The sequence below is a fragment of the Pseudomonas sp. GW821-FHT09C09 genome (assembly GCF_059418105.1).
Genome location: NZ_JBWKPF010000002.1, coordinates 117130 through 135495, shown reverse-complemented (window position 1 = coordinate 135495; position 18366 = coordinate 117130). Strand labels below are relative to the sequence as shown.

At 58.3% G+C, this 18366-nt stretch carries 21 protein-coding genes, 1 tRNA gene and 1 riboswitch; of the genes, 13 read left to right on the top strand and 9 right to left on the bottom strand.

Features of this window, described 5'->3' with window-relative positions:
* Positions 1 to 27 precede the first annotated feature (27 nt).
* Both AC07NR_RS05725 and AC07NR_RS05720 read left to right on the top strand, forming a co-directional pair.
* Positions 28 to 1653: an NADP-dependent glyceraldehyde-3-phosphate dehydrogenase gene (locus tag AC07NR_RS05725; RefSeq protein ID WP_495078030.1), complete on the top strand. Its 1626-nt coding sequence runs from the start codon at positions 28 to 30 to the stop codon at positions 1651 to 1653.
* A gap of 46 nt (positions 1654 to 1699) precedes the next feature.
* Positions 1700 to 2740, top strand: coding sequence for an FUSC family protein (locus tag AC07NR_RS05720; RefSeq protein WP_495078464.1), 1041 nt, complete (start codon positions 1700 to 1702; stop codon positions 2738 to 2740).
* 3 nt (positions 2741 to 2743) lie between these two features.
* Here the strand turns inward: AC07NR_RS05720 and AC07NR_RS05715 are convergent, their stop codons facing one another.
* Positions 2744 to 3637 carry a DMT family transporter gene (locus AC07NR_RS05715; protein ID WP_085708257.1) on the bottom strand — a complete coding sequence of 298 codons (894 nt, stop codon included), beginning with the start codon at positions 3635 to 3637 and terminating at the stop codon, positions 2744 to 2746.
* A 139-nt stretch (positions 3638 to 3776) separates the two neighbouring features.
* On the opposite strand from AC07NR_RS05715, the gene AC07NR_RS05710 reads away from it, so the two are divergent.
* Positions 3777 to 4214: an Lrp/AsnC family transcriptional regulator gene (locus AC07NR_RS05710; RefSeq protein WP_064381847.1), complete on the top strand. Its 438-nt coding sequence runs from the start codon at positions 3777 to 3779 to the stop codon at positions 4212 to 4214.
* A 40-nt stretch (positions 4215 to 4254) separates the two neighbouring features.
* On the top strand, positions 4255 to 4581 hold the full coding sequence (locus AC07NR_RS05705) for a YceK/YidQ family lipoprotein (protein ID WP_495078029.1): 327 nt from the start codon (positions 4255 to 4257) through the stop codon (positions 4579 to 4581).
* Between the two features lie 64 nt (positions 4582 to 4645).
* On the opposite strand, the gene AC07NR_RS05700 is transcribed toward AC07NR_RS05705, so the two are convergent.
* Positions 4646 to 5317: a Bax inhibitor-1/YccA family protein gene (locus AC07NR_RS05700; RefSeq protein WP_027613775.1), complete on the bottom strand. Its 672-nt coding sequence runs from the start codon at positions 5315 to 5317 to the stop codon at positions 4646 to 4648.
* Between the two features lie 122 nt (positions 5318 to 5439).
* Between AC07NR_RS05700 and AC07NR_RS05695 the strand changes: the two genes are divergently transcribed.
* Positions 5440 to 5527: transfer RNA gene (locus tag AC07NR_RS05695), tRNA-Ser, on the top strand.
* A 287-nt stretch (positions 5528 to 5814) separates the two neighbouring features.
* On the opposite strand, the gene AC07NR_RS05690 is transcribed toward AC07NR_RS05695, so the two are convergent.
* Positions 5815 to 7125, bottom strand: a complete 1311-nt coding sequence (locus AC07NR_RS05690) for an ArnT family glycosyltransferase (protein WP_495078463.1) — start codon at positions 7123 to 7125, stop codon at positions 5815 to 5817.
* A 335-nt stretch (positions 7126 to 7460) separates the two neighbouring features.
* A complete protein-coding gene (locus tag AC07NR_RS05685; protein ID WP_134826658.1) occupies positions 7461 to 7982 on the bottom strand; it encodes an AidA/PixA family protein in 522 nt (173 codons plus the stop codon).
* Between the two features lie 370 nt (positions 7983 to 8352).
* On the opposite strand from AC07NR_RS05685, the gene AC07NR_RS05680 reads away from it, so the two are divergent.
* The 4 genes from AC07NR_RS05680 (at position 8353) to AC07NR_RS05665 (ending at position 10254) form a co-directional block, all read left to right on the top strand.
* Positions 8353 to 8742: a hypothetical protein gene (locus AC07NR_RS05680; RefSeq protein WP_495078028.1), complete on the top strand. Its 390-nt coding sequence runs from the start codon at positions 8353 to 8355 to the stop codon at positions 8740 to 8742.
* Positions 8743 to 8772: 30 nt separating this feature from the next.
* Positions 8773 to 9423: an SMI1/KNR4 family protein gene (locus AC07NR_RS05675; RefSeq protein ID WP_495078027.1), complete on the top strand. Its 651-nt coding sequence runs from the start codon at positions 8773 to 8775 to the stop codon at positions 9421 to 9423.
* A gap of 100 nt (positions 9424 to 9523) precedes the next feature.
* A complete protein-coding gene (locus tag AC07NR_RS05670) occupies positions 9524 to 9871 on the top strand; it encodes a hypothetical protein (RefSeq protein ID WP_495078026.1) in 348 nt (115 codons plus the stop codon).
* 2 nt (positions 9872 to 9873) lie between these two features.
* On the top strand, positions 9874 to 10254 hold the full coding sequence (locus AC07NR_RS05665) for a c-type cytochrome (protein WP_495078025.1): 381 nt from the start codon (positions 9874 to 9876) through the stop codon (positions 10252 to 10254).
* Between the two features lie 9 nt (positions 10255 to 10263).
* Here the strand turns inward: AC07NR_RS05665 and AC07NR_RS05660 are convergent, their stop codons facing one another.
* The 5 genes from AC07NR_RS05660 to AC07NR_RS05640 all read right to left on the bottom strand — a co-directional run bounded on the left by AC07NR_RS05660 (position 10264) and on the right by AC07NR_RS05640 (position 13685).
* Positions 10264 to 10761, bottom strand: a complete 498-nt coding sequence (locus tag AC07NR_RS05660; protein WP_495078024.1) for a hypothetical protein — start codon at positions 10759 to 10761, stop codon at positions 10264 to 10266.
* A 97-nt stretch (positions 10762 to 10858) separates the two neighbouring features.
* Positions 10859 to 11563 (bottom strand): alpha/beta fold hydrolase, encoded by a 705-nt coding sequence (locus AC07NR_RS05655; RefSeq protein WP_495078023.1) that lies wholly within the window; start codon positions 11561 to 11563, stop codon positions 10859 to 10861.
* A 108-nt stretch (positions 11564 to 11671) separates the two neighbouring features.
* Positions 11672 to 12190 (bottom strand): G/U mismatch-specific DNA glycosylase, encoded by a 519-nt coding sequence (gene mug, locus AC07NR_RS05650; protein WP_495078022.1) that lies wholly within the window; start codon positions 12188 to 12190, stop codon positions 11672 to 11674.
* A gap of 73 nt (positions 12191 to 12263) precedes the next feature.
* A complete protein-coding gene (locus AC07NR_RS05645; protein ID WP_495078021.1) occupies positions 12264 to 13163 on the bottom strand; it encodes a pirin family protein in 900 nt (299 codons plus the stop codon).
* An 84-nt stretch (positions 13164 to 13247) separates the two neighbouring features.
* A complete protein-coding gene (locus tag AC07NR_RS05640; protein ID WP_495078020.1) occupies positions 13248 to 13685 on the bottom strand; it encodes a DoxX family protein in 438 nt (145 codons plus the stop codon).
* 168 nt (positions 13686 to 13853) lie between these two features.
* On the opposite strand from AC07NR_RS05640, the gene AC07NR_RS05635 reads away from it, so the two are divergent.
* The 4 genes from AC07NR_RS05635 to AC07NR_RS05620 all read left to right on the top strand — a co-directional run bounded on the left by AC07NR_RS05635 (position 13854) and on the right by AC07NR_RS05620 (position 18341).
* Complete coding sequence (locus tag AC07NR_RS05635) at positions 13854 to 14762, top strand: LysR family transcriptional regulator (RefSeq protein WP_423205579.1); 909 nt, start codon at positions 13854 to 13856, stop codon at positions 14760 to 14762.
* Positions 14763 to 14796: 34 nt separating this feature from the next.
* Positions 14797 to 15002: riboswitch (cobalamin riboswitch) on the top strand.
* 92 nt (positions 15003 to 15094) lie between these two features.
* Complete coding sequence (locus AC07NR_RS05630; RefSeq protein ID WP_495078019.1) at positions 15095 to 17032, top strand: TonB-dependent receptor plug domain-containing protein; 1938 nt, start codon at positions 15095 to 15097, stop codon at positions 17030 to 17032.
* The gene (locus AC07NR_RS05625; protein WP_423205577.1) at positions 17032 to 17391 is read left to right on the top strand and encodes a (2Fe-2S) ferredoxin domain-containing protein; all 360 of its coding nucleotides are present in this window, start codon (positions 17032 to 17034) and stop codon (positions 17389 to 17391) included. The genes AC07NR_RS05630 and AC07NR_RS05625 overlap by 1 nt, the downstream gene beginning before the upstream one ends.
* Positions 17388 to 18341, top strand: coding sequence for an ABC transporter substrate-binding protein (locus tag AC07NR_RS05620; RefSeq protein ID WP_495078018.1), 954 nt, complete (start codon positions 17388 to 17390; stop codon positions 18339 to 18341). The genes AC07NR_RS05625 and AC07NR_RS05620 overlap by 4 nt, the downstream gene beginning before the upstream one ends.
* The last annotated feature ends 25 nt before the right edge of the window (positions 18342 to 18366 follow it).

The following is an 18366-nucleotide window of genomic DNA, read 5'->3' as shown; positions in this document are numbered from 1 at the left end:
TTTTCAATTGGCAAGCAGGGTAGCGACATGACCACAGCAAACATCCTTGGCAATCTGTTCCCTTCTGTCAGCGACATCCCGGAAAAATACCGCCTCGACGGTCAGGTCGAACAACGCGAATACCTGGTCGATGGCCAGTTGCGCCGCTGGGATGGCCCCCTCGCCACCGTGCGCAGCCCGGTCTATCTGCACGGCGAAAACGGCGATGAACAAGTGATCCTCGGCAGTACGCCGCTGCTGGACGCCGACACCGCCCTCACCGCCCTCGACGCCGCCGTGCGCGCCTATGACCGGGGCCAGGGTCTGTGGCCGACCATGCGCGTGGCCGAACGTATCCAGCACGTCGAAGCCTTCCTCGGGCGCATGCGCCAGCAGCGCGACGCCGTGGTCAAGCTGCTGATGTGGGAAATCGGCAAGAACCTCAAGGACTCGGAAAAAGAGTTCGACCGCACCTGCGACTACATCGTCGACACCATCAATGCGCTGAAAGAACTCGACCGCCGCTCCAGCCGTTTTGAACTGGAACAGGACACCCTCGGCCAGATCCGCCGCGTACCGCTCGGCGTGGCGCTGTGCATGGGGCCTTACAACTATCCGTTGAACGAAACCTTCACCACGCTGATACCGGCGCTGATCATGGGCAACACCGTGGTGTTCAAACCGGCCAAGCTCGGCGTGCTGCTGATCCGTCCGCTGCTCGAAGCCTTCCGCGACAGCTTCCCGACCGGCGTGATCAACGTGATTTACGGCAGTGGCCGCGAGACCGTCAGCGCGCTGATGGCCAGCGGCAAGATCGACATCTTCGCGTTCATTGGCACCAACAAGGCCGCCAGCGACCTGAAGAAACTGCACCCGAAACCGCACCGTTTGCGCGCCGCACTGGGGCTGGACGCGAAAAACCCCGGCATCGTTCTGCCGGAAGTGGATCTGGACAACGCGGTCAGCGAAGCCGTCACCGGCTCCCTGTCGTTCAACGGCCAGCGCTGCACTGCGTTGAAAATCCTGTTCGTTCATGAAGATGTAGTGGATAGCTTCATCGAGAAATTCAACGCGAAACTGGCCAGCCTTAAACCGGGCATGCCGTGGGACAACGGCGTGTCGCTGACGCCGCTGCCGGAGTCGGGCAAGGTCGATTACTTGCACGGCCTGGTCGCCGATGCGCAAAGCAAGGGCGCCCAGGTGGTCAACCCGAATGGCGGCGAATCGCGCGAATCGTTCTTCTATCCGGCGGTGCTGTACCCGGTGACACCGCAGATGCGCGTGTATCAGGAAGAGCAGTTCGGCCCGGTAGTGCCGATCGTGCCGTACCGTCACCTCGATACCGTGATCGACTACGTGCTGGAATCGGACTTCGGCCAGCAACTGAGCATCTTCGGCACCAACCCGGTAGCGGTCGGCCGTTTGGTCGACACCTTCGCCAACCAGGTCGGGCGGATCAACCTCAACGCCCAGTGCCAGCGCGGCCCGGACACCTATCCGTTCAACGGTCGCAAGAACTCCGCCGAAGGCACGCTGTCGGTACACGATGCGCTGCGGGTGTTTTCGATCCGTACGCTGGTGGCAACCAAGTTCCAGGAGCCCAACAAGGACCTGATCAGCGAAATCATTCGCGGGCGCGATTCGAATTTCATCGCTACCGATTACATCTTCTGAGGAGGAATCACCGCTGAGCACTTTCAGCCCTCACCGCTGGCCGCCGCTGTTGCGGCGGATTCTGCGGCCGTTGCTGGACCCGTACCGTCGCTACCGGCACGCGCGGTTGATTCATTCGGTGCGGGTGGCACTGGGGTTGCTGGCGACGATCCTGCTGACCACCGGCATCAACCTGCCCCACGGCGAGTGGGCATCGGTGACCATGCTGGTGGTGATCGGCGGTTTGCAGCACCACGGCAACATCGGCAAGAAAGCCGCCGAACGCGCCACTGGCACCTTGATCGGCGCCGGCGTCGGTTTGTTGCTGGTGGCGCAACAGGCCTGGCTGGGAATGCCATGGCTGACCTATTTCGCGATGGCGGTGGTGTGCGGATTCTTCTCGTATCACGCCATCGGCAAGGGTGGCTATACCGCCCTGCTCTCCGCCATCACCGTTTTCATTGTTGCCGGGCATGGCGACAACCCGATCACCGACGGGCTGTGGCGTGGGGTCGATATCCTGATCGGTATCGCCCTGGCCCTGGCCTTTTCCTTCGCCCTGCCGCTATACGCGGTGTACTCGTGGCGCTACAACCTGGCCGATGCATTGCGCGATTGCGCCACGGTGTACGGGCGGATCATCAGCGGTGAACCGGTTTCGGCCGATGAACACTTGAAACTGATGGGCCGGCTGAACACGGTGATGGTGCAACTGCGCTCACTGATGCCGTCGGTGTCCAAGGAAGTGAAGGTGTCGATGACCGAACTGGATGCGATCCAGCGCAACCTGCGCATGTGCATCAGCACCCTGGAAATACTCGGCAATACCCGGCCGGACACCAACGATCCTGAAGCGATGGCGCATCTGCAATCGGCCTTGAAGGCCGAGCACCGGCAGATTCGCGTGCAACTGATCGGCATGGCCCGAGCCTTGAAAACCGGTGCAACCCAGCGTCTCGGGCGCCCGGTGGAATTGCCGGACGCCAGCCTTGATGCGCCGGTCTACAGCCCTCTCGACGGTTACCGTCTGCTGACCCGGCAACTGGCGTCCAACATCGGCGAAATGCGCCAGCGCCTGGCGAAGACCGCACCGCGCTGGAACATCTGAGGATCACTGCGCCGCCAGACGCCGCGACTTGAAGCCCCAGCCCTGTTGCATGCCGGCGGCGGCCAGCAGGATTGCCGCTACGCCGATCCATTGCAGGGTCTGCAGTTGATGTCCGAAGGCAAACCAGTCGACGAAAATCGCAGCAATCGGGTAGATGAACGACAGTGCGCCGGTCAGTGCCGTCGGCAGTTTCTGGATCGCGCCGTAGAGCAACACGTACATCAGACCGGTGTGGACGATGCCCAGCGTCACCAGGCTGGCCCAGGCACTCGGCGCCTGTGGCAGCGCGTTCAAGTGGGCGAACGGTGCCAGCAGCAACACACCCGTGCAGACCTGTATCAGCGCGATCAGGTGTGGCGGCGTGCCAGTCAGTCGCTTGATGATCAACGCGGCAATGGCGTACAGAAACGCCGCCCCCAGCGCCAGCGCGATGCCCATCAGGTAATCATTGCCGCCCTCGCCCTGCCCGCCGTGGGCACTGACGATGGCCAGCATTCCCATAAACGAAATCGCCAGCCAGAACAGCTTTTGCAGGGTGATCTTCTCGCCAAGAAACAGCGCGGCCAATCCCACCAGCATGAACGGCTGCACGTTGTACACCGCCGTGCCGATGGCAATCGAGGCCCGCGAATACGAGGCGAACAACAGCACCCAGTTGCCGACAATCGCCATGCCGCTGAGTACCGCCAACAGGAACGTGGTGCGGGTCAGAATGCCTGGGCGCAAGAAGCCGAAAGCGGCGCAAATCAGCAATAACGTTCCGGCGCCGAATACGCAGCGCCAGAACACCACGTCCAGCACCGGTTGCCCGGACACCAGCACAAACCAGCCGATCGTCCCGGATATCAGCATGGCAGCGGTCATTTCGAATGAGCCGCGACGGATTGTTTTGTCCATCATCAATCTCCTTAATGTGTGGCAAAAGTATGCCAAGCGAGACCGGAGCTTCTCCAGCGCAAAAAGCAGGCTAAACTCGAATTCCGCCTTTTTTATCAAGGGTGGTTTGCGTCATTTGCCTAATGCGGGAGTTTTTTGTATGACCGACGATATCGACCAGATCCTGATCGGGGCCTTGATGGAAGACTCCCGACGTTCGCTCAAAGCCCTGGCGCAGATCAGCGGGCTGTCGTCACCGAGTGTGGCCGAGCGCTTGCGCCGACTGGAAGAGCGCGGCGTGCTCAAGGGCTATACCGTGGAGATCGACCCGAAGTGCTTCGGTTACCAGTTGCAGGCGATTGTCCGCGTAAGACCGCTACCGGGGCAGTTGCAGGAAGTGGAGCGGCAGATCCTGTCGATTCCCGAGTTCACCGAGTGCGACAAGGTCACCGGCGAGGACTGTTTCATCGCCCGCCTGCATGTGCGGTCGATGGAGCAGCTGGATACCTTGCTCGATCGCCTCAATACGCTGGCCGAGACCAATACCGCGATCGTCAAGAAGACCCCGGTCAAACGACGATTGCCGCCGATGGCGTGAGCGGCGTAGATTGAGTGTTTTCCAGCGAAGGATTCGCGGCATGAAAATTCAGGCAGTGATACTGGCGGCATCGATGCTGGCGGGTTGCGGGACCATACAGACCGTGGCGCTCAGCGATAAAACGAACGTCCATCAGTTGAAGGCAAACAAAACCTACTGCGGCGCCGTACCGCGCATCTACAGCGGCGTGACGTACGACTTCTGCATGCTGCACGCCGAAAAACCGGATGACGTCGATGCGTTCAACTACAAGAACCCGTCCCTCGGGCTGGTGGTTGACGGAGCCGTTTCCGGGGTGCTGGATACACTTCTGCTGCCCTACACGATTTACAAGCAGCACGCCGATGGCAGCATGGTCATCAACTGATCACGTTTTTGCAGACAACAAAAAACCCGCTCTCGCGGGTTTCTTGTTTATAGCGGTGTAGCAATCAGTCGTCGCGGCTCATGATGCCGAAGATCTGCAACAGGCTGATGAACAGGTTGTAGATCGATACATACAGGCTGATGGTCGCCATGATGTAGTTGCGCTCGCCGCCGTGGATGATGGCGCTGGTCTGGAACAGGATGCAGACCGACGAGAACAGTACGAAACCTGCGCTGATCGCCAGTTGCAGGCCGCTGATCTGGAAGAACATGCTCGCCAGCGTCGCACCCAGCAACACGAAGAAACCGGCGGTGATGAAGCCACCGAGGAAGCTCATGTCCTTGCGGGTGATCAGCACGTAGGCCGACAGACCACCGAACACCAGTGCAGTCATCGCGAACGCGGAGCTGACCACTTCAGCGCCGCCCTGCATGCCCAGGTAGCGGTTGAGGATCGGGCCGAGCAGGAAACCCATGAAACCGGTCAGGGCAAACGCGGACACCAGGCCCCAGGCCGAATCACGGAGTTTGTTGGTGAGGAAGAACAAGCCGTAGAAACCGATCAGCACCACGAAAATGTTCGGGTAGCCGACGCGCATCTGCTGGGCCACGAAAGCCATCACACCGCTGAAAGCGAGGGTGAGCGCCAGCAAGCCGTATGTGTTGCGCAGGACGCGGCTAACCTCTAGCTGCTCAGCCTGCACGCTGTTGTGAACTGCGTAATCCTGTTCGCGCATGGCGACACTCCTGTTGGTTTGAAACGTTCAGTCGCAAAGATGATAACAGACGCTCTGTAACAAGCCATGCACAGAGTTTGACAGTGTGTTTCATTCAGGTATTATGGCGCCCGCAACGCAACGGAGGTGTGGCCGAGTGGTTTAAGGCAACGGTCTTGAAAACCGTCGACTGTAACAGGTCCATGAGTTCGAATCCCATCGCCTCCGCCATATTTGATACGACAAAGCCCTGATTATTCAGGGCTTTGTCGTTTCTGGCGTACCAGAAATCCTGCTGACCTCAGGATCTGTTCCATCACTATTCTGGACGCGTTCCATAACTGGCAGCTTTCCCTCTTCACCGACGCCCTGCCAACCGAAAAACTCCCCCGCTACACCGGTTTCGTCCACAGTCCGGCTCTGAGCCCATTTGGCACTGAATCAGGCGCTGGATCGCGTCGAAGTGGCGTAAGCGGTCGGTTGCTGTAGAAGCAGTCGATTGCTGCTTCTACTGCCATTTACCAAAACCAATACGGCAAGAACTTCGGCGTGGGCTCGATCATCAGTTCCAGGTGATAAGTGATGGGATTGAAGAAAAACATATCCAGAATCAAGAACGCCCCTACCCCGAACGACAGCGTCATGAACTCGCGATAAGGATGTTCGGAGAAGTACTCGCGTCTGGCGTTGTAGAAGCTCAACAGCGCAATCAACCCCAGTCCTGCGCCCAGGTAGTTAGGTTGCAACGCAACTTCGGCAAAGTTGTTGTAGACCAGCACCGACACCAGCATCCCCAGCCCCAGTACGGGCAACTTCAGGCAAAAGTTCAACAGGCCGTTTTTGGCGCGTACGAAGGCGGCTTCCTTGCTGACAAAGAGGTAGGCGGCCAGCAGTGAAATGGCCGGGGTGATTGCCAGGATGTAACGTGCTTTCTTGGAGCTCGGGATTGTGAACAGCACCAGCAGCACTAACAGCCACCCGGTCAGATAGAGCAGCAGGTCGATGTCTTTATCGCGGGTCGAGCGGAAGAACAGTTTGTACTTCTTAAGAATCACGTTGATGGCGTAAAACACCGTGAAGCCGTAGGTAAACAGGCCTGCGGAGAAGTAGAAGTAATAGCGCGGCGCGTGATCGGAGCCGAAGCGTCCAATGCCTTGCATGTTCAACACTTCTTCCAGAAACGGTTGTCCTCCTTGCAGGTAGGCCGCCCAGGCCAGCAGCACAACCCCGGCGGCCAAAATCAAGCCCGAGAGAAATGAAAACAGCAGCAACATGCGCCATTGACGGCTCAGGAAGTAGTAAGCCCCGATGACACAGGCAGGCCCGATCAATCCGATAGGCCCACGAAACGCAAAGCCCAGCGCCAACGCGACGAACAGGAACACCAGGCGACGCGGATCCTTTTTCAACTCGGCCGAATAGGCCACGTAGAAGCAGATCAACGTAAACAGGGCCGGATAGATATCCAGTGCCAGTGAGTTCACACCGTCCAGAAAGGCCCAGGTCAACAGACTGAAAAGCACGCCGTATGCGCCCCACTTCTTGCTGTGCAAAGCCCCGAGCCTATAAATGAACACCAGCATCAGGGACGCGGCAATGCAGGAAGGCAGACCCATTGAAAGAATGGAGACACGGCCGAACGGCAAGGAAACCAGATAGACCAACAAGGTATTCAGGACAGTGTAGTCGGGATAAGGCTTGAGGTCGTCGGCAATGGGAAACAGTGTGACGCCGTGCAGCAACATGTACTCGGCAAAGTCGACAAAGCGTGTTGTGTAGTTGAGGACAGCAGGTTTGTACTGCAACACCATGAACACGGCCAGTGTCATGAAGAAAATGCTCAGGCATGGATTTCTTGTAATCAATCCCTTCAACATGCCTGCCCGCCAAGTGCGCTCTACAACAAGCGGGGCATCATATCGATCCATCGGTAACCCTTTAGTGAAGTTGTTCTTTTTGGCCAGAATCTTGAATCTCCGGTAACGCTGGAGTTGGGTTCCTGCATCCCGGGAAGTTGAATTTGAGCCTAGCCCACAGCGGGGACTATTCAAGCATTACGCGCCCCAACATTCCCTGAACAAGACTGATGAAATTCGATAAAAAAGCCCGGCCAGACACCTTCGTCACTGACGAAGAGTATCTGGCCGGGCTTTTGGCTGTTCAGTTATTGGTTATTGACGGTGATGTAAGGGTCCCAGGTGTTGTCCGAGCCAATCTGGTTCATGTCGCGGTCGTACAGCGCGAAGGTGATTTTGTACCAGAGTTTCCCTGGATTCTGAGCGGTGGCTTGCCACAGAGTGTAGATCACGTCGGTTTTCGAAATACCGCCGACACCGGCGTTGTTCAAATAGAGCACCACACCGGGGACGTTGAAGTGTATCGGTTTCGTCATGGTGCCCTTGTAATCGCCGCCTTGGTGGGGGTCGCCGCTCTCGATGTCCTTGATCACAGCAATGCGATCGAAGTTGCGCGACAGTGTGGTGGCGCGCCAGCGGATGTTGTCGCCGGGCCTGACGTCGATCCACAATTCGCTGCCGCCTTCACCGGTGTCGCCGCTGGCGTGGCTGTCGACGGCATCGCGCGTCACCAGCATGGAAATGGCGCCGCCTACGTTCTTGGGATGAGCGAGCAGATAATCCACATCGATGTTGACTAGCACATCAATGGTTTGGGTCGCACTGGACATATTGATGCTCCTTGTAGTTGAGATCGCATAAACGACCGCGCCCGCAAAGGCTGTCCGGCTCATCCGGTCCCTGGATGCGGTCTGCGAAGAACGATAGGAGATGGCTTTATGGTGTCAACGTGCGATCAGTTGACGCGGGATAAACTCGGTGTGATGCGGCGCGAACAAGGCTTTGATTTGTTTCTCTGCTGGCCAATCTCGTCATTGTTTTTTGGATGTTTGCTGACTGTTTGAGTTGACAAAAGCGCACACTCAACATCGGTAAATGCTGAATAAGCAGCCTCGACAGGTAACGACAGCGGCTTAAAACATCGGTAGTATTTCGGCTTTTTTTCACCAGCATTCAACTCGGACGAAAGCTAATCCAGACATGAAAAAACCACCCGCCTTTCTTGCGCTCATTATCACGTTGTATGTCGCATATTCTGTATGGCCATTCCTGTTTGGGCCTGCACCTGACAGCCTGGGTCATGTCGCATTTTCATTGACTGTTTCGCTTTTTGCTTTTTACGGAAGTGTGATTGCTTGCAATATTCTGGCGATCGTATGCGTCATTGCCGCTCAGAGCTCTCTCGGCACTGCCATAGAGATCGTGGAGAGCAATATCTACTTGAGCGCATTCTTGATTGCTGCTGCGGTATTTCTGGCGTGCGGCGCTCACTATTTGCTCTTCAGCAAAAGGGTTCACAAGTTTCAAGGAAAGTATGCCCAGGCACCCGATGGATGTTCCGGTCTTTCACAAAACCGCAAGCTACGTTAGCGTGCACGTTTTCAGGCTGGGAAAGCTTCAATGAAAGCAGTGATGGAACGACTTGAAAGATGGTTGGAAGCCAATATTCCTGAAATACGTGAAGATTTGGCTCCGGGATGTTCGGATGCCGCAATCACCGAGTTCGAGAACCTGGTTGGCAGGCCTTTTCCAGAAAGCCTGAAGGATCTCTACAGGTGGCATGACGGGCAACGCGGTGCTACGAATTCAGGCCTTTTCTATGGTCTTGAGTTTCTGTCGCTGGCAAAAGCCAGAGAGAATTGGGAGTCCTGGAAAGACATTATCGATGGGTGGTCGACCGAAGAAATGACCGAGACGAGCGCGTTCTGCACTTCAGGAACTCCCGACGCTGTCCAGGCGCTGTACGCCAACCGATACTGGATTCCTTTCGCCTACGACTACGGTGGCAACCATCTCGGAGTGGATCTGGACCCGGGAGCGCGTGGAACCGTGGGTCAGGTCATCAACTTTGGCGGTGACGAAGACGATAAATACGTTGTGGGCAGCTCAGTTGCTGCGTTTATGGAGTGGCTGGTTGATCAACTCGAAAATGGCAACTTCGCAATCAGTGAGGAAGATGATGGTTCGCGAAGCTTGAACACCAAGGTGCCCGAGTTGTTTCATTTTCTGGACGCGGTTCCCGTTCTGTTCGGGGCGCAGCGTGCCGACTGAGTTGGAATAAGCGCATAAAAGGGGCTGACTTTTTCAGATAATAAATCAGTCCCCTTTTTGAGACGGTGCAACGTACTCGAAATACCTCAGGAGAACGGTCATGTACGCTTTCGCGATCAGAGAAGCCTATGGCAGCAAAGAACTGCTGATTGAGTTCTATCCACAGCCATTGGATATCGGGTTCCAGGAGGCGCTCCGCCTGGTACTGGCGCCATTGGGATTCTCGGTCAGCACGACTGAGCATGGCATATGGGCATCCCACCCCCATCCAGAAAGCCAGTTTGGAACTGTCCGAATTGACAGCGACGCTTGGACCGTTTTCGGAGAAGCCGACCAGTGTTCCGATAATCCCACTCTCAATAGGCAAATAATTGAAGAGCTCGGCTCAATACTGACCGCTAGCGGAGCGTTCCAGGAAGTTCCGTGGCATTGTGCTGGCAAACTATAAGAATGAAGACATCAACCATCGCGTTACTGACAGTTTTGTTGCTTTCTCAAACAGCACTCTCCTTCGCAGACAATATCAACGGAAAGAATCTCTACTCACAGAGATGCGCCGTGTGCCACGGGCCGGATATCAAGGGAACCGGTCCACTGGCCAATAAAAGCACGCCTCCGACACCAGACCTCACAACACCCGCCTTCAAGAAACGAATGAGTGATTATCCGGGCGTGATCGTCTCCTCGATCATCCTTCGCCCGAACGGTGACCTGATCCCGAAAACCTTGCGCGAAAATGGTGTAAAGATCCCGCCGCACGCCTGGAGCGTTAACGACTTTCGCGATTTGAATCAGTACATGAACGAAGTCATTTCAAAAAAGCAGAACTAAGCGCCTGCTTCATTCAGTCTTTTTGTCGCTGCCCTTTATGTTTTCAATCAGATCAACGACATAGTCTTGATTGAAGCCCGCCACGAATGACCAGAACAGTAACTTGGCGTAAGCCGAATACCCTTCCGCATGCTGGCAAAAGATGTCATTGAAGATTTGCTTCAGACACTGCGGATTGTCGTCCGGAACGATCACCGGAAACAGATCGCCCCTGATAACGCCGGAAAGGAACAAGAGATACAACAGCCCCGCCAGTATCCCGCCTATGAATGAGGGCAGGATCAGAGCGAACCATGATCGGGAGAGGTTTTCGATTTCCGGGTCGGTAAGCATTGACAGTCGTCGGTGAAACCCCACATAGCCCCCGACATTGCCGGCGATACAAACGATAAACGGCACTTTGTAGTCGGGCAAGCTGTAGGTTACGGCTATCGCCAACACCAACAAGGCGATGAAAATCCAGAATATGCGCTTCCAGATAACGTTGAGGTCTTCCTGACGATTCATGATCAGCTCCCTGATCGTGGCCATGTGTTGATCTTCATGACGATAGACGAATTCTGTCGCACGGATGGAAGATCAGACGGCCCTCACAGGCTTGCTCTCAAGCGCTCGAAACAAGTCCGGTGGTGATCGCAGCCACCCACTCGGGATTCTGCAACACCAGCGGCAACAAACCGTTATGACCCGCCTGCGGAACAACCCACAACTGCCGGTCCTGTGCCTGAGTTGCAGCGGCCAGGAGACGCTCGGGGATTTCCAACGGAATGACTTCGTCCCACTCCCCCGCAATCACCAGCAACCGGCCCTTGAACCGACCGAGAATGTCCCAGGCATCACTCGCCAGCCAGCTGCGGTGCTGGCGAATGATCGCCGAGAACTCAGGGCCGAACGGCACCTTGTACGCCTGCGGGGTGTAGATCCCGGGCACGACCAGGATCAGCATCCGGACATCCAGGATTTCGCTCAGGCGCACGGCGTTGTAGGCGCCCATGCTGATGCCGATCAGAGCGGTCGGCCTGGTTTCACTGTGCTCGATGACCGATAGCGACTGCTGATCGCGCCGCTGCAGGGAAGACTCGGCGAATACGCCCCCGGTTTGCCCATGCCCGATGCAGTCCAGCGCGGTGGAGCCTATGCCCTGCCCGTGCAATATCTGCCGCAGGTCTGCAAACACCTCTCGGCTGCGGGCACCGCCACCGTGGATGCAGAACAAATGCGGGCGACCGCTGCCCGGCAGCGTATCGGCGTAAAGCTTGTGGCTTTCGAACGGGACGATGAACTCGATTGCGGATTGGAGCGAATGCATGGATTGCGGGTTTCCTGGACGACAGGCCGGGTGCCATTGGGGCGATTGCTGCTCGGCGCGGAATTATGCCTGAGCGCACAGCACCGTTGATGAAAGTCACGCGGCGCTTTATCGCGATGCGCTCGACGCCAGATAAAGCGCTCGATACGCCGTCACCAGTTGGTCCTGATTGAACGCCAGATTGCGGCCGCTGGGGTTGGGCAGAATCCACACATTTGCCCTGCCGAATGTCGTGTCCTGTGCGCCCCATTCAAACGTTTTTTTCCCTGACAATCCGGCATAGGCAGCCTTGCCGAGAAACGCCACATAACGCGGGGCATAACGTTTGATCTTGCGCTCGAAGTTCGCCGCCGCTGCGGTGAATTCCTGCGCCGTCAGTTGATTCGCCCGCGCCGTCGGCCTTTCCACCACGGCAGTCAGCCCGCAGTGGTAATGCAGGATCGAGCGATCGTTTTCCGGACTGACCTCATGGGTTGTGAATCCGGCCAGATGCAACGTGCGCCAGAACCGATTGCTCCGCCCGGCGAAGTGATGTCCCTGCTCCGCCGCCAACAGACCGGGATTGATCCCGCAGAACACTACGGACAGGCCTTTGGTCAGGATGTCTTCAAGTTTTTCGCCCGCCATAAAAGCCTCTGCCACCCATGTTGTCGACAGTTATAGCCGTAGCGCCCGCATCATCAAATGACTTTTTACTGGACTACTTGAACACCGGCACCGCCCCCACTCCATCCGCCTGCTTGAGATACTCGCGCAACCGCGCGCCGATTTCCGCGATCTTCGCTTCGCCCTCTCGCAAGGCCTGCGGGTTGGTGTGCACGGAGTAGTTGCCCAATGCCAGATCGTAGGGATGAGGCTGCGCCGAGCCGATCACGAACACCGTGCCATCGCGCAGGGCCTTCAGAGTAACGGCACCGTTACCCGGTTCGAAGACCGCCATTTCACCCGCGCTGACCAGATCCGGTGTCGCCAGCAATCCACGGCTGACGCTCAGCCACAATGACTCGTGGCCTTCGGGTGGCGTGTAAGTCCAGGTTTCGCCGGCATTCAGCGTGACCAACAGATAGTTGATACCGGCAGGCGCCCGAACCGGGCTTTGCACGCCTTGATGAGCGCCGAGAATCACCCGCGCCGGGCCCACTTCAGGCATCGCGGCGGACTCCAGATACTGGCTGTCGACACGGGCGTTCTCCAGCTCCGGCGGCAAAGCCACCCACAATTGAAAACCCTGTATCCGCTGCGAAGTGCCCACCGACATTTCCTTGCCGTGCCACACCCCGCCGCCCGCGCGCATCCACTCGACGCCGCCGTAATCGATCATGCCCTTTCCCGATTCGGCGTCCTCGAAGCGCAGGTTGCCTTCGGTAATCACCGTCACGGTAGCGATCCCCGAATGCGGGTGCATCGGCATGTTGTGAATGAACGACGCCTCGCCTTCGAACAGGTCGAGGAATACGAAGGGCTTGATCAACTGGCCCAGATCCGAAGGGCTCATCAGTCGCACGATCGAGCCGTGTCCGCTGCCGCTGGTGCGGTAGCGCAGAGTGCGGTGAGTGACAGGTTCGCGGGTGTAGCCGGAGAGGTGTTGCTGAACGGTCATGATGATTACTCGATTCTGATGCGGGGAACGGCCAACAAACGGCAAAGCGCCGCGAGGGAACCAGTCCCTCGCGGCGCCCGGCTTTCAGCGGCGACGGGCGTCGAGGCTGAAGCGACCGGCACCGAAGGCCACGACTTGCAGCAGGCCGCCGGCCATGGCGATGTTTTTGAAGAAGTGGATGAACTGGTTCTGGTCAGCCAGCGCATTGTGGAAGGCCAGTGCGGTAAACACGCTGAATGTGGCCAGCACAGCGGCGACGGTGCGAGTACGGTAGCCGGCGATCAACGCCAGGCCACCACCGATTTCGACGATGATCGCCAGTGCCAGCGCCACTTGCGGCAGCGGCAGCCCCACCGAGCCGATGTAGCCGATCATCATGGCCGGCGCGGCCAGTTTGGAGAAACCGGAGAGGATGAAAATAACGCTGAGCAAGACGCGGCCGATCAAGGCAGCCGAGGCTTGTTTGGTGTCGGAAGCGTTCTGTACAGAAGTTGCTTGGGCGATGTTTGCAGAAGTAGCCATGGGAGAATTTCCTTCAATGGGGTCCGGTTCGACTTGAACCGTCCGGATGAAGAAATGTTGCGCCTCGGCAGCTCATCTGAATAGCCGTCTAATTTAGATCGTTACGTTCGATAAAATAGGTAAGCTGAACATCCAGTAAACGCCTCATGGCGACTCAAGGACACCGAAATGATCTCCGACCCAGGCACACCGACACTCGATCAACTGCGGGTCTTTCTCACCGTCGTCGAAGTCGGCAGCTTCGCCGCCGCCGCGCGCAAACTTCATCGGGCGACCTCGGTGATCAGCTACTCGATTGCCAACCTTGAGATGCAACTGGGCGTCACCCTGTTCGATCGTGAAACCACCCGCAAGCCGCAACTCACCGATGCCGGCCGTACCGTACTGGCCGAAGCCCGGACCATCGCCAACGGCGTGCATGGCTTGCGCGCCAAGGTCAAAGGCCTGCTGCAGGGGCTTGAGGCCGAAGTGCATGTGGTGCTCGACGTGATGTTGCCGGCCGAGCGTGTGGTCGATGCACTGAAATCCTTTCGCGAGAAATTCCCCACCGTTGCCCTGCATCTGCACATGGAAGCGCTCGGCGCCGTGACTGAACGGGTGATCAATCGCGGCGCGGTGGTGGGCGTCAGCGGGCCGATGAACGACGGCATCAACGGCATCGAAAGAATCGGCATCGGCAGCGTCGAGCTGATTCCGGTGGCCGCGCCGAATCATCCTTTGGCGACCGCCGAAGGCAATGTTCCCGGTGCCGGGCGCGAGCACACGCAACTGGTGCTGTCCGACCGCTCGCAACTGACCAAAGACAAGGAGTTTGCTGTGCTGAGCAACCGCACCTGGCGCCTGGCGGACCTGGGCGCCAAACACATGTTGCTGCGTGAGGGCATCGGCTGGGGCAACATGCCGAGGCCAATGATTCAGGAGGATCTGGACAGCGGCCGACTGGTACAACTGGATTTGTCGGAGTACGCCAGCGGGCAATACACCTTCGACGCCATCTACCGCACCGATGTGCCACCGGGCCCGGCAGCGCGGTGGTTGATCGAGCGCTTCGTTCAACAGAACACGCAAGTGGCTTGATCCGGCAAGTTGACGAGCGCCCGTCCGAATGTTCAGATGCCGCCCTGTTTCAGGTGTCCCATGCCGCCGTGCATGGGGTGAAACGGGAAACCGGTGCGTTCGTTTCGAACCAGTCCGGTGCTGCCCCCGCAACGGTAGGCGCGTGATGCTTTCGACATACCACTGTGGCCAGACGGCCATGGGAAGGTGAAAGCGTCCAGATGCGCGAGCCCGGAGACCGGCCTGAAATGCTGTTTGGCAAACTCCTGCGGTGGGCGGGCATGGGCCGGTGTCGGCTTGTGCGCGACGCCTTCTCCTGCATGCTCTTCTGCGAAGATCCTTTCGAGAAGACGATGATCAAACCTTTCAACACCAAGGCTCCATCCCTGTTGTTCGGCTGCCTGTTCAGCCCGCTGTTGCTGGCCGATGACGTGCCGCTCGAACTCACTCAGCAAATCGTTTCCGCGCCGTCCGTGGAGTCCACCACCGTGGCCGACATGGCGCAGTTCGGCAGCAAGGTCGAGATCGTCACCCGCGAGCAAATTGAACGTGCTGGCCCCAGCGCCGATGTCAGCCGCGTGATGCAGATGTTCATTCCCGGCCTGTACGTCGCGCCGAAAAACGGCCCGTTCGACTACGGCACCTATTCCCTGCTGGGCGGACGCAACGATGACACGCTGATCCTGCTCGACGGCGTGCGCCTGAACAATCGCCTGTACGGCGGTCTGTACCTGGACACCCTGCCGGCCAACGCCATCGAACGTATCGAAGTGCTCAAGGGCGGGCAAAGTCTGCTGTTCGGCACCCAGGCCGTGTCCGGCGTGATCAACATCGTCACCCGCAGCCCGCAGAGCCGCCAAGCCTCCGGCGAAGTGAACATGGGCGTGGATACCTTCGGCGGCACCACCGAGGATGCGCGGGTCGAGAACATCTTCACCAACGGTTTCGGCGACCTGGGCCTGCTGGCCTACGTCAGCCATAACGTTTCGGACGGCTATCAGCCGTTTCGCAATCGCGACATCAGAAACAGCAGCGAAAAGAACCGCGCCTACGAAGTCACGACCTTCGGCGCCAAGGCGATTCAGTCCTTCGGCGATGACACGCGCCTGGAACTGTTCTACCAATACGCCGACGCCAACCTCGACTTCGCTCGCCCGGTGGACAACCACAAGACTACCAACGACCGCATCCAGCAGATCGCCACGGCGACCTTCGAACAGAACGTCAATGAACGCTTGAGCTACTTCGTCAAAGGCCACATCAACGACTGGGACACCCGTTACACGCGCATCAACAACACCGCCGATGGCGGCACCCGGACCATCAACCACAACGACTACTGGGGCTTCACCGACTGGGGCGTGCAGGCCGAAGGCAAGGCCGAGTTGCCCGGCGGCCATGTGCTGGTGTTCGGCACGGATAATCAATGGTTCAAGGGTCAGGACGATGTATTGATCATCGACAACGACAAGGCCGAAGCCCACGCGTTCTACACCCAGTTGCGTCCGAAGATCGATGCCCTGCCCGACTGGCATCCGAGCATCGGTATCCGCCACGAAGCCATGAGCGGCGGCGACAGCGCCACGGTCGGCATGCTCACTTCGCTGTACGACCTCAATGAAAACTGGTCTGTTCGTGGCCAGTACGGCACGGCCTACAAACTGCCGAACGCCGAGCAACTGTTCGTCAACGAACCGGGTGATGAACTGGGCAACCGTAACCTGAAACCGGAGAAAAGCCGCAACGCCGAACTCGGTCTCGATTACAAAGGCTTGTTGATCGACCGCGAGTTCAGTGCCAGCGTCACCCTGTTCAAACGCAAGATCGATGACCTGATTACCCTCGATGACATCCAGTGGGTCAACGGCCAGGGGCGGATCCAGATGCGCGGTTTCGAGGCGGACGCGAAACTGGCGCTCAATCATCAATGGAGCCTGCAAGCGGACATGACCCGCAATCTGACCGAGTCCCGCGCGGGAGTGACGATCAATGATGTGCCGAGCTTCTTCGCCCGTTCGCGCATCGGTTACGAGTCGGTTGACCGGATGTGGGGCGCCGGCGGTGCGATCCGCTATATCCGCGATGTGATCAGCTCGAAACAGGTCGAGTACGGCCATTATTCGGTGGTGGATGCCGACGCTTATCGCTATCTCGACGGTGCCCACCAACACCGGTTGAGCCTGCTGGTGGAGAACCTGTTCGACCGCGACTACGTCACCAGCCGCTCGAACAACATCGACAACCTCGGACGGCCGTTCACCTCCGAAGTGCGCTACACGTACCGTTTCTGATGGCTGACATCAAAACCATCGACGGCGTCGATTCGCACCCGGACTGGTCGCACGTTCCCGAGCATGCGCGCCACGTGTTCCTCTGCACCGGCCCGCGCTGCACCCAGCGCGGCGCCTTGCAGCTATGGAAAACCTTGCGCCGGCACTTGCTGGCCCATGATCGCATCGAAACCCCGGGCGGCGTTTTGCTGACCCGCACGCATTGTCAGTTCCCGTGCAATCTCGGCCCGGTGCTGACGGTGTACCCGGAAACCTGCTGGTACGGCGTGCGTAGTCACGCCGATGCACAGCGACTGGTCGAAGTGCATCTGGTGGGCGGTGAAGTGGTCGAGGATCTGCTGATCAAGGAGCGCTCGTGAGAAGGCTGCGTTTTCTGGCCGCTGCCCTGTTTTGCGCTTCTCCGGTTCTGGCAGATGATTACCGCAATTGTGGCGAGACCTGGCACCTTCCGGCCTCGCCACCATCGCGGATTGTTGCGCTCAATCAGCATGCGGCCGATCTGGTGCTGGCGTTGGGCGCAGGCTCGGCGCTGGCGGGTGTGGCCTATCTGGATGATACCGGCGCGCCTCAGACCGAGTACTTCGGCGTGCCAGTGATCTCGCACCGTTATCCGTCGAGCGAGGTGCTGTACGCGCAGAAACCGGATCTGGTGGTCGGCGGGTTCGCCTCGGCCTTTGGCAACGGCGTGACGTCACGCAGCGGACTGGGGCACAACGGCGTGGCTTCGTATCTGCTGGAGTCGGCCTGCAACGGGCACTCGCGGGATTACTTTGAACACATTCGCAACGACCTCTTGACCCTTGGTGCCCTGCTGCACCGACAGCAGCGCGCTCGGGAACTGAGCGATGCGATGGATGCCGATCTGGAAAAGGCCAAGGCTTTAACCCGTCCGGGCAGGCCACTGTCAGTGTTCTACCTCGACAGCGAGGTCAACGGTCTCGACAGCGAAGGCCGGCGTGGTTTTGTCACCACTCTGCTGGCCGCCGCCGGGGCGCAAAACCTGTTCGCCGGCATCAACCAATACCGGGTGACCGTCAGCCGTGAAACCCTGCTCGCCACGGACCCGGACGTGATCCTGCTGGCCGACGCACACTGGTCGCCAGCCAGTCGCAAGCGCCAGTTGCTGATGCAGGATCCAGTGCTGTCGACCCTGCGAGCCGTGCGTGAGAACCGGATGATCGATTTTCCGTTTACGCATCTGTTGCCGACGGTGGGAAGTGGTCGGGTGGCGCTGGAGTTGGCGAAACGGTTCAGGGCCATGTCCACTTTGACCTCCTCTTCCAATCACATGATGGCAATTCAACATTGACCTGATAATTCAAGAATCGTAGCCT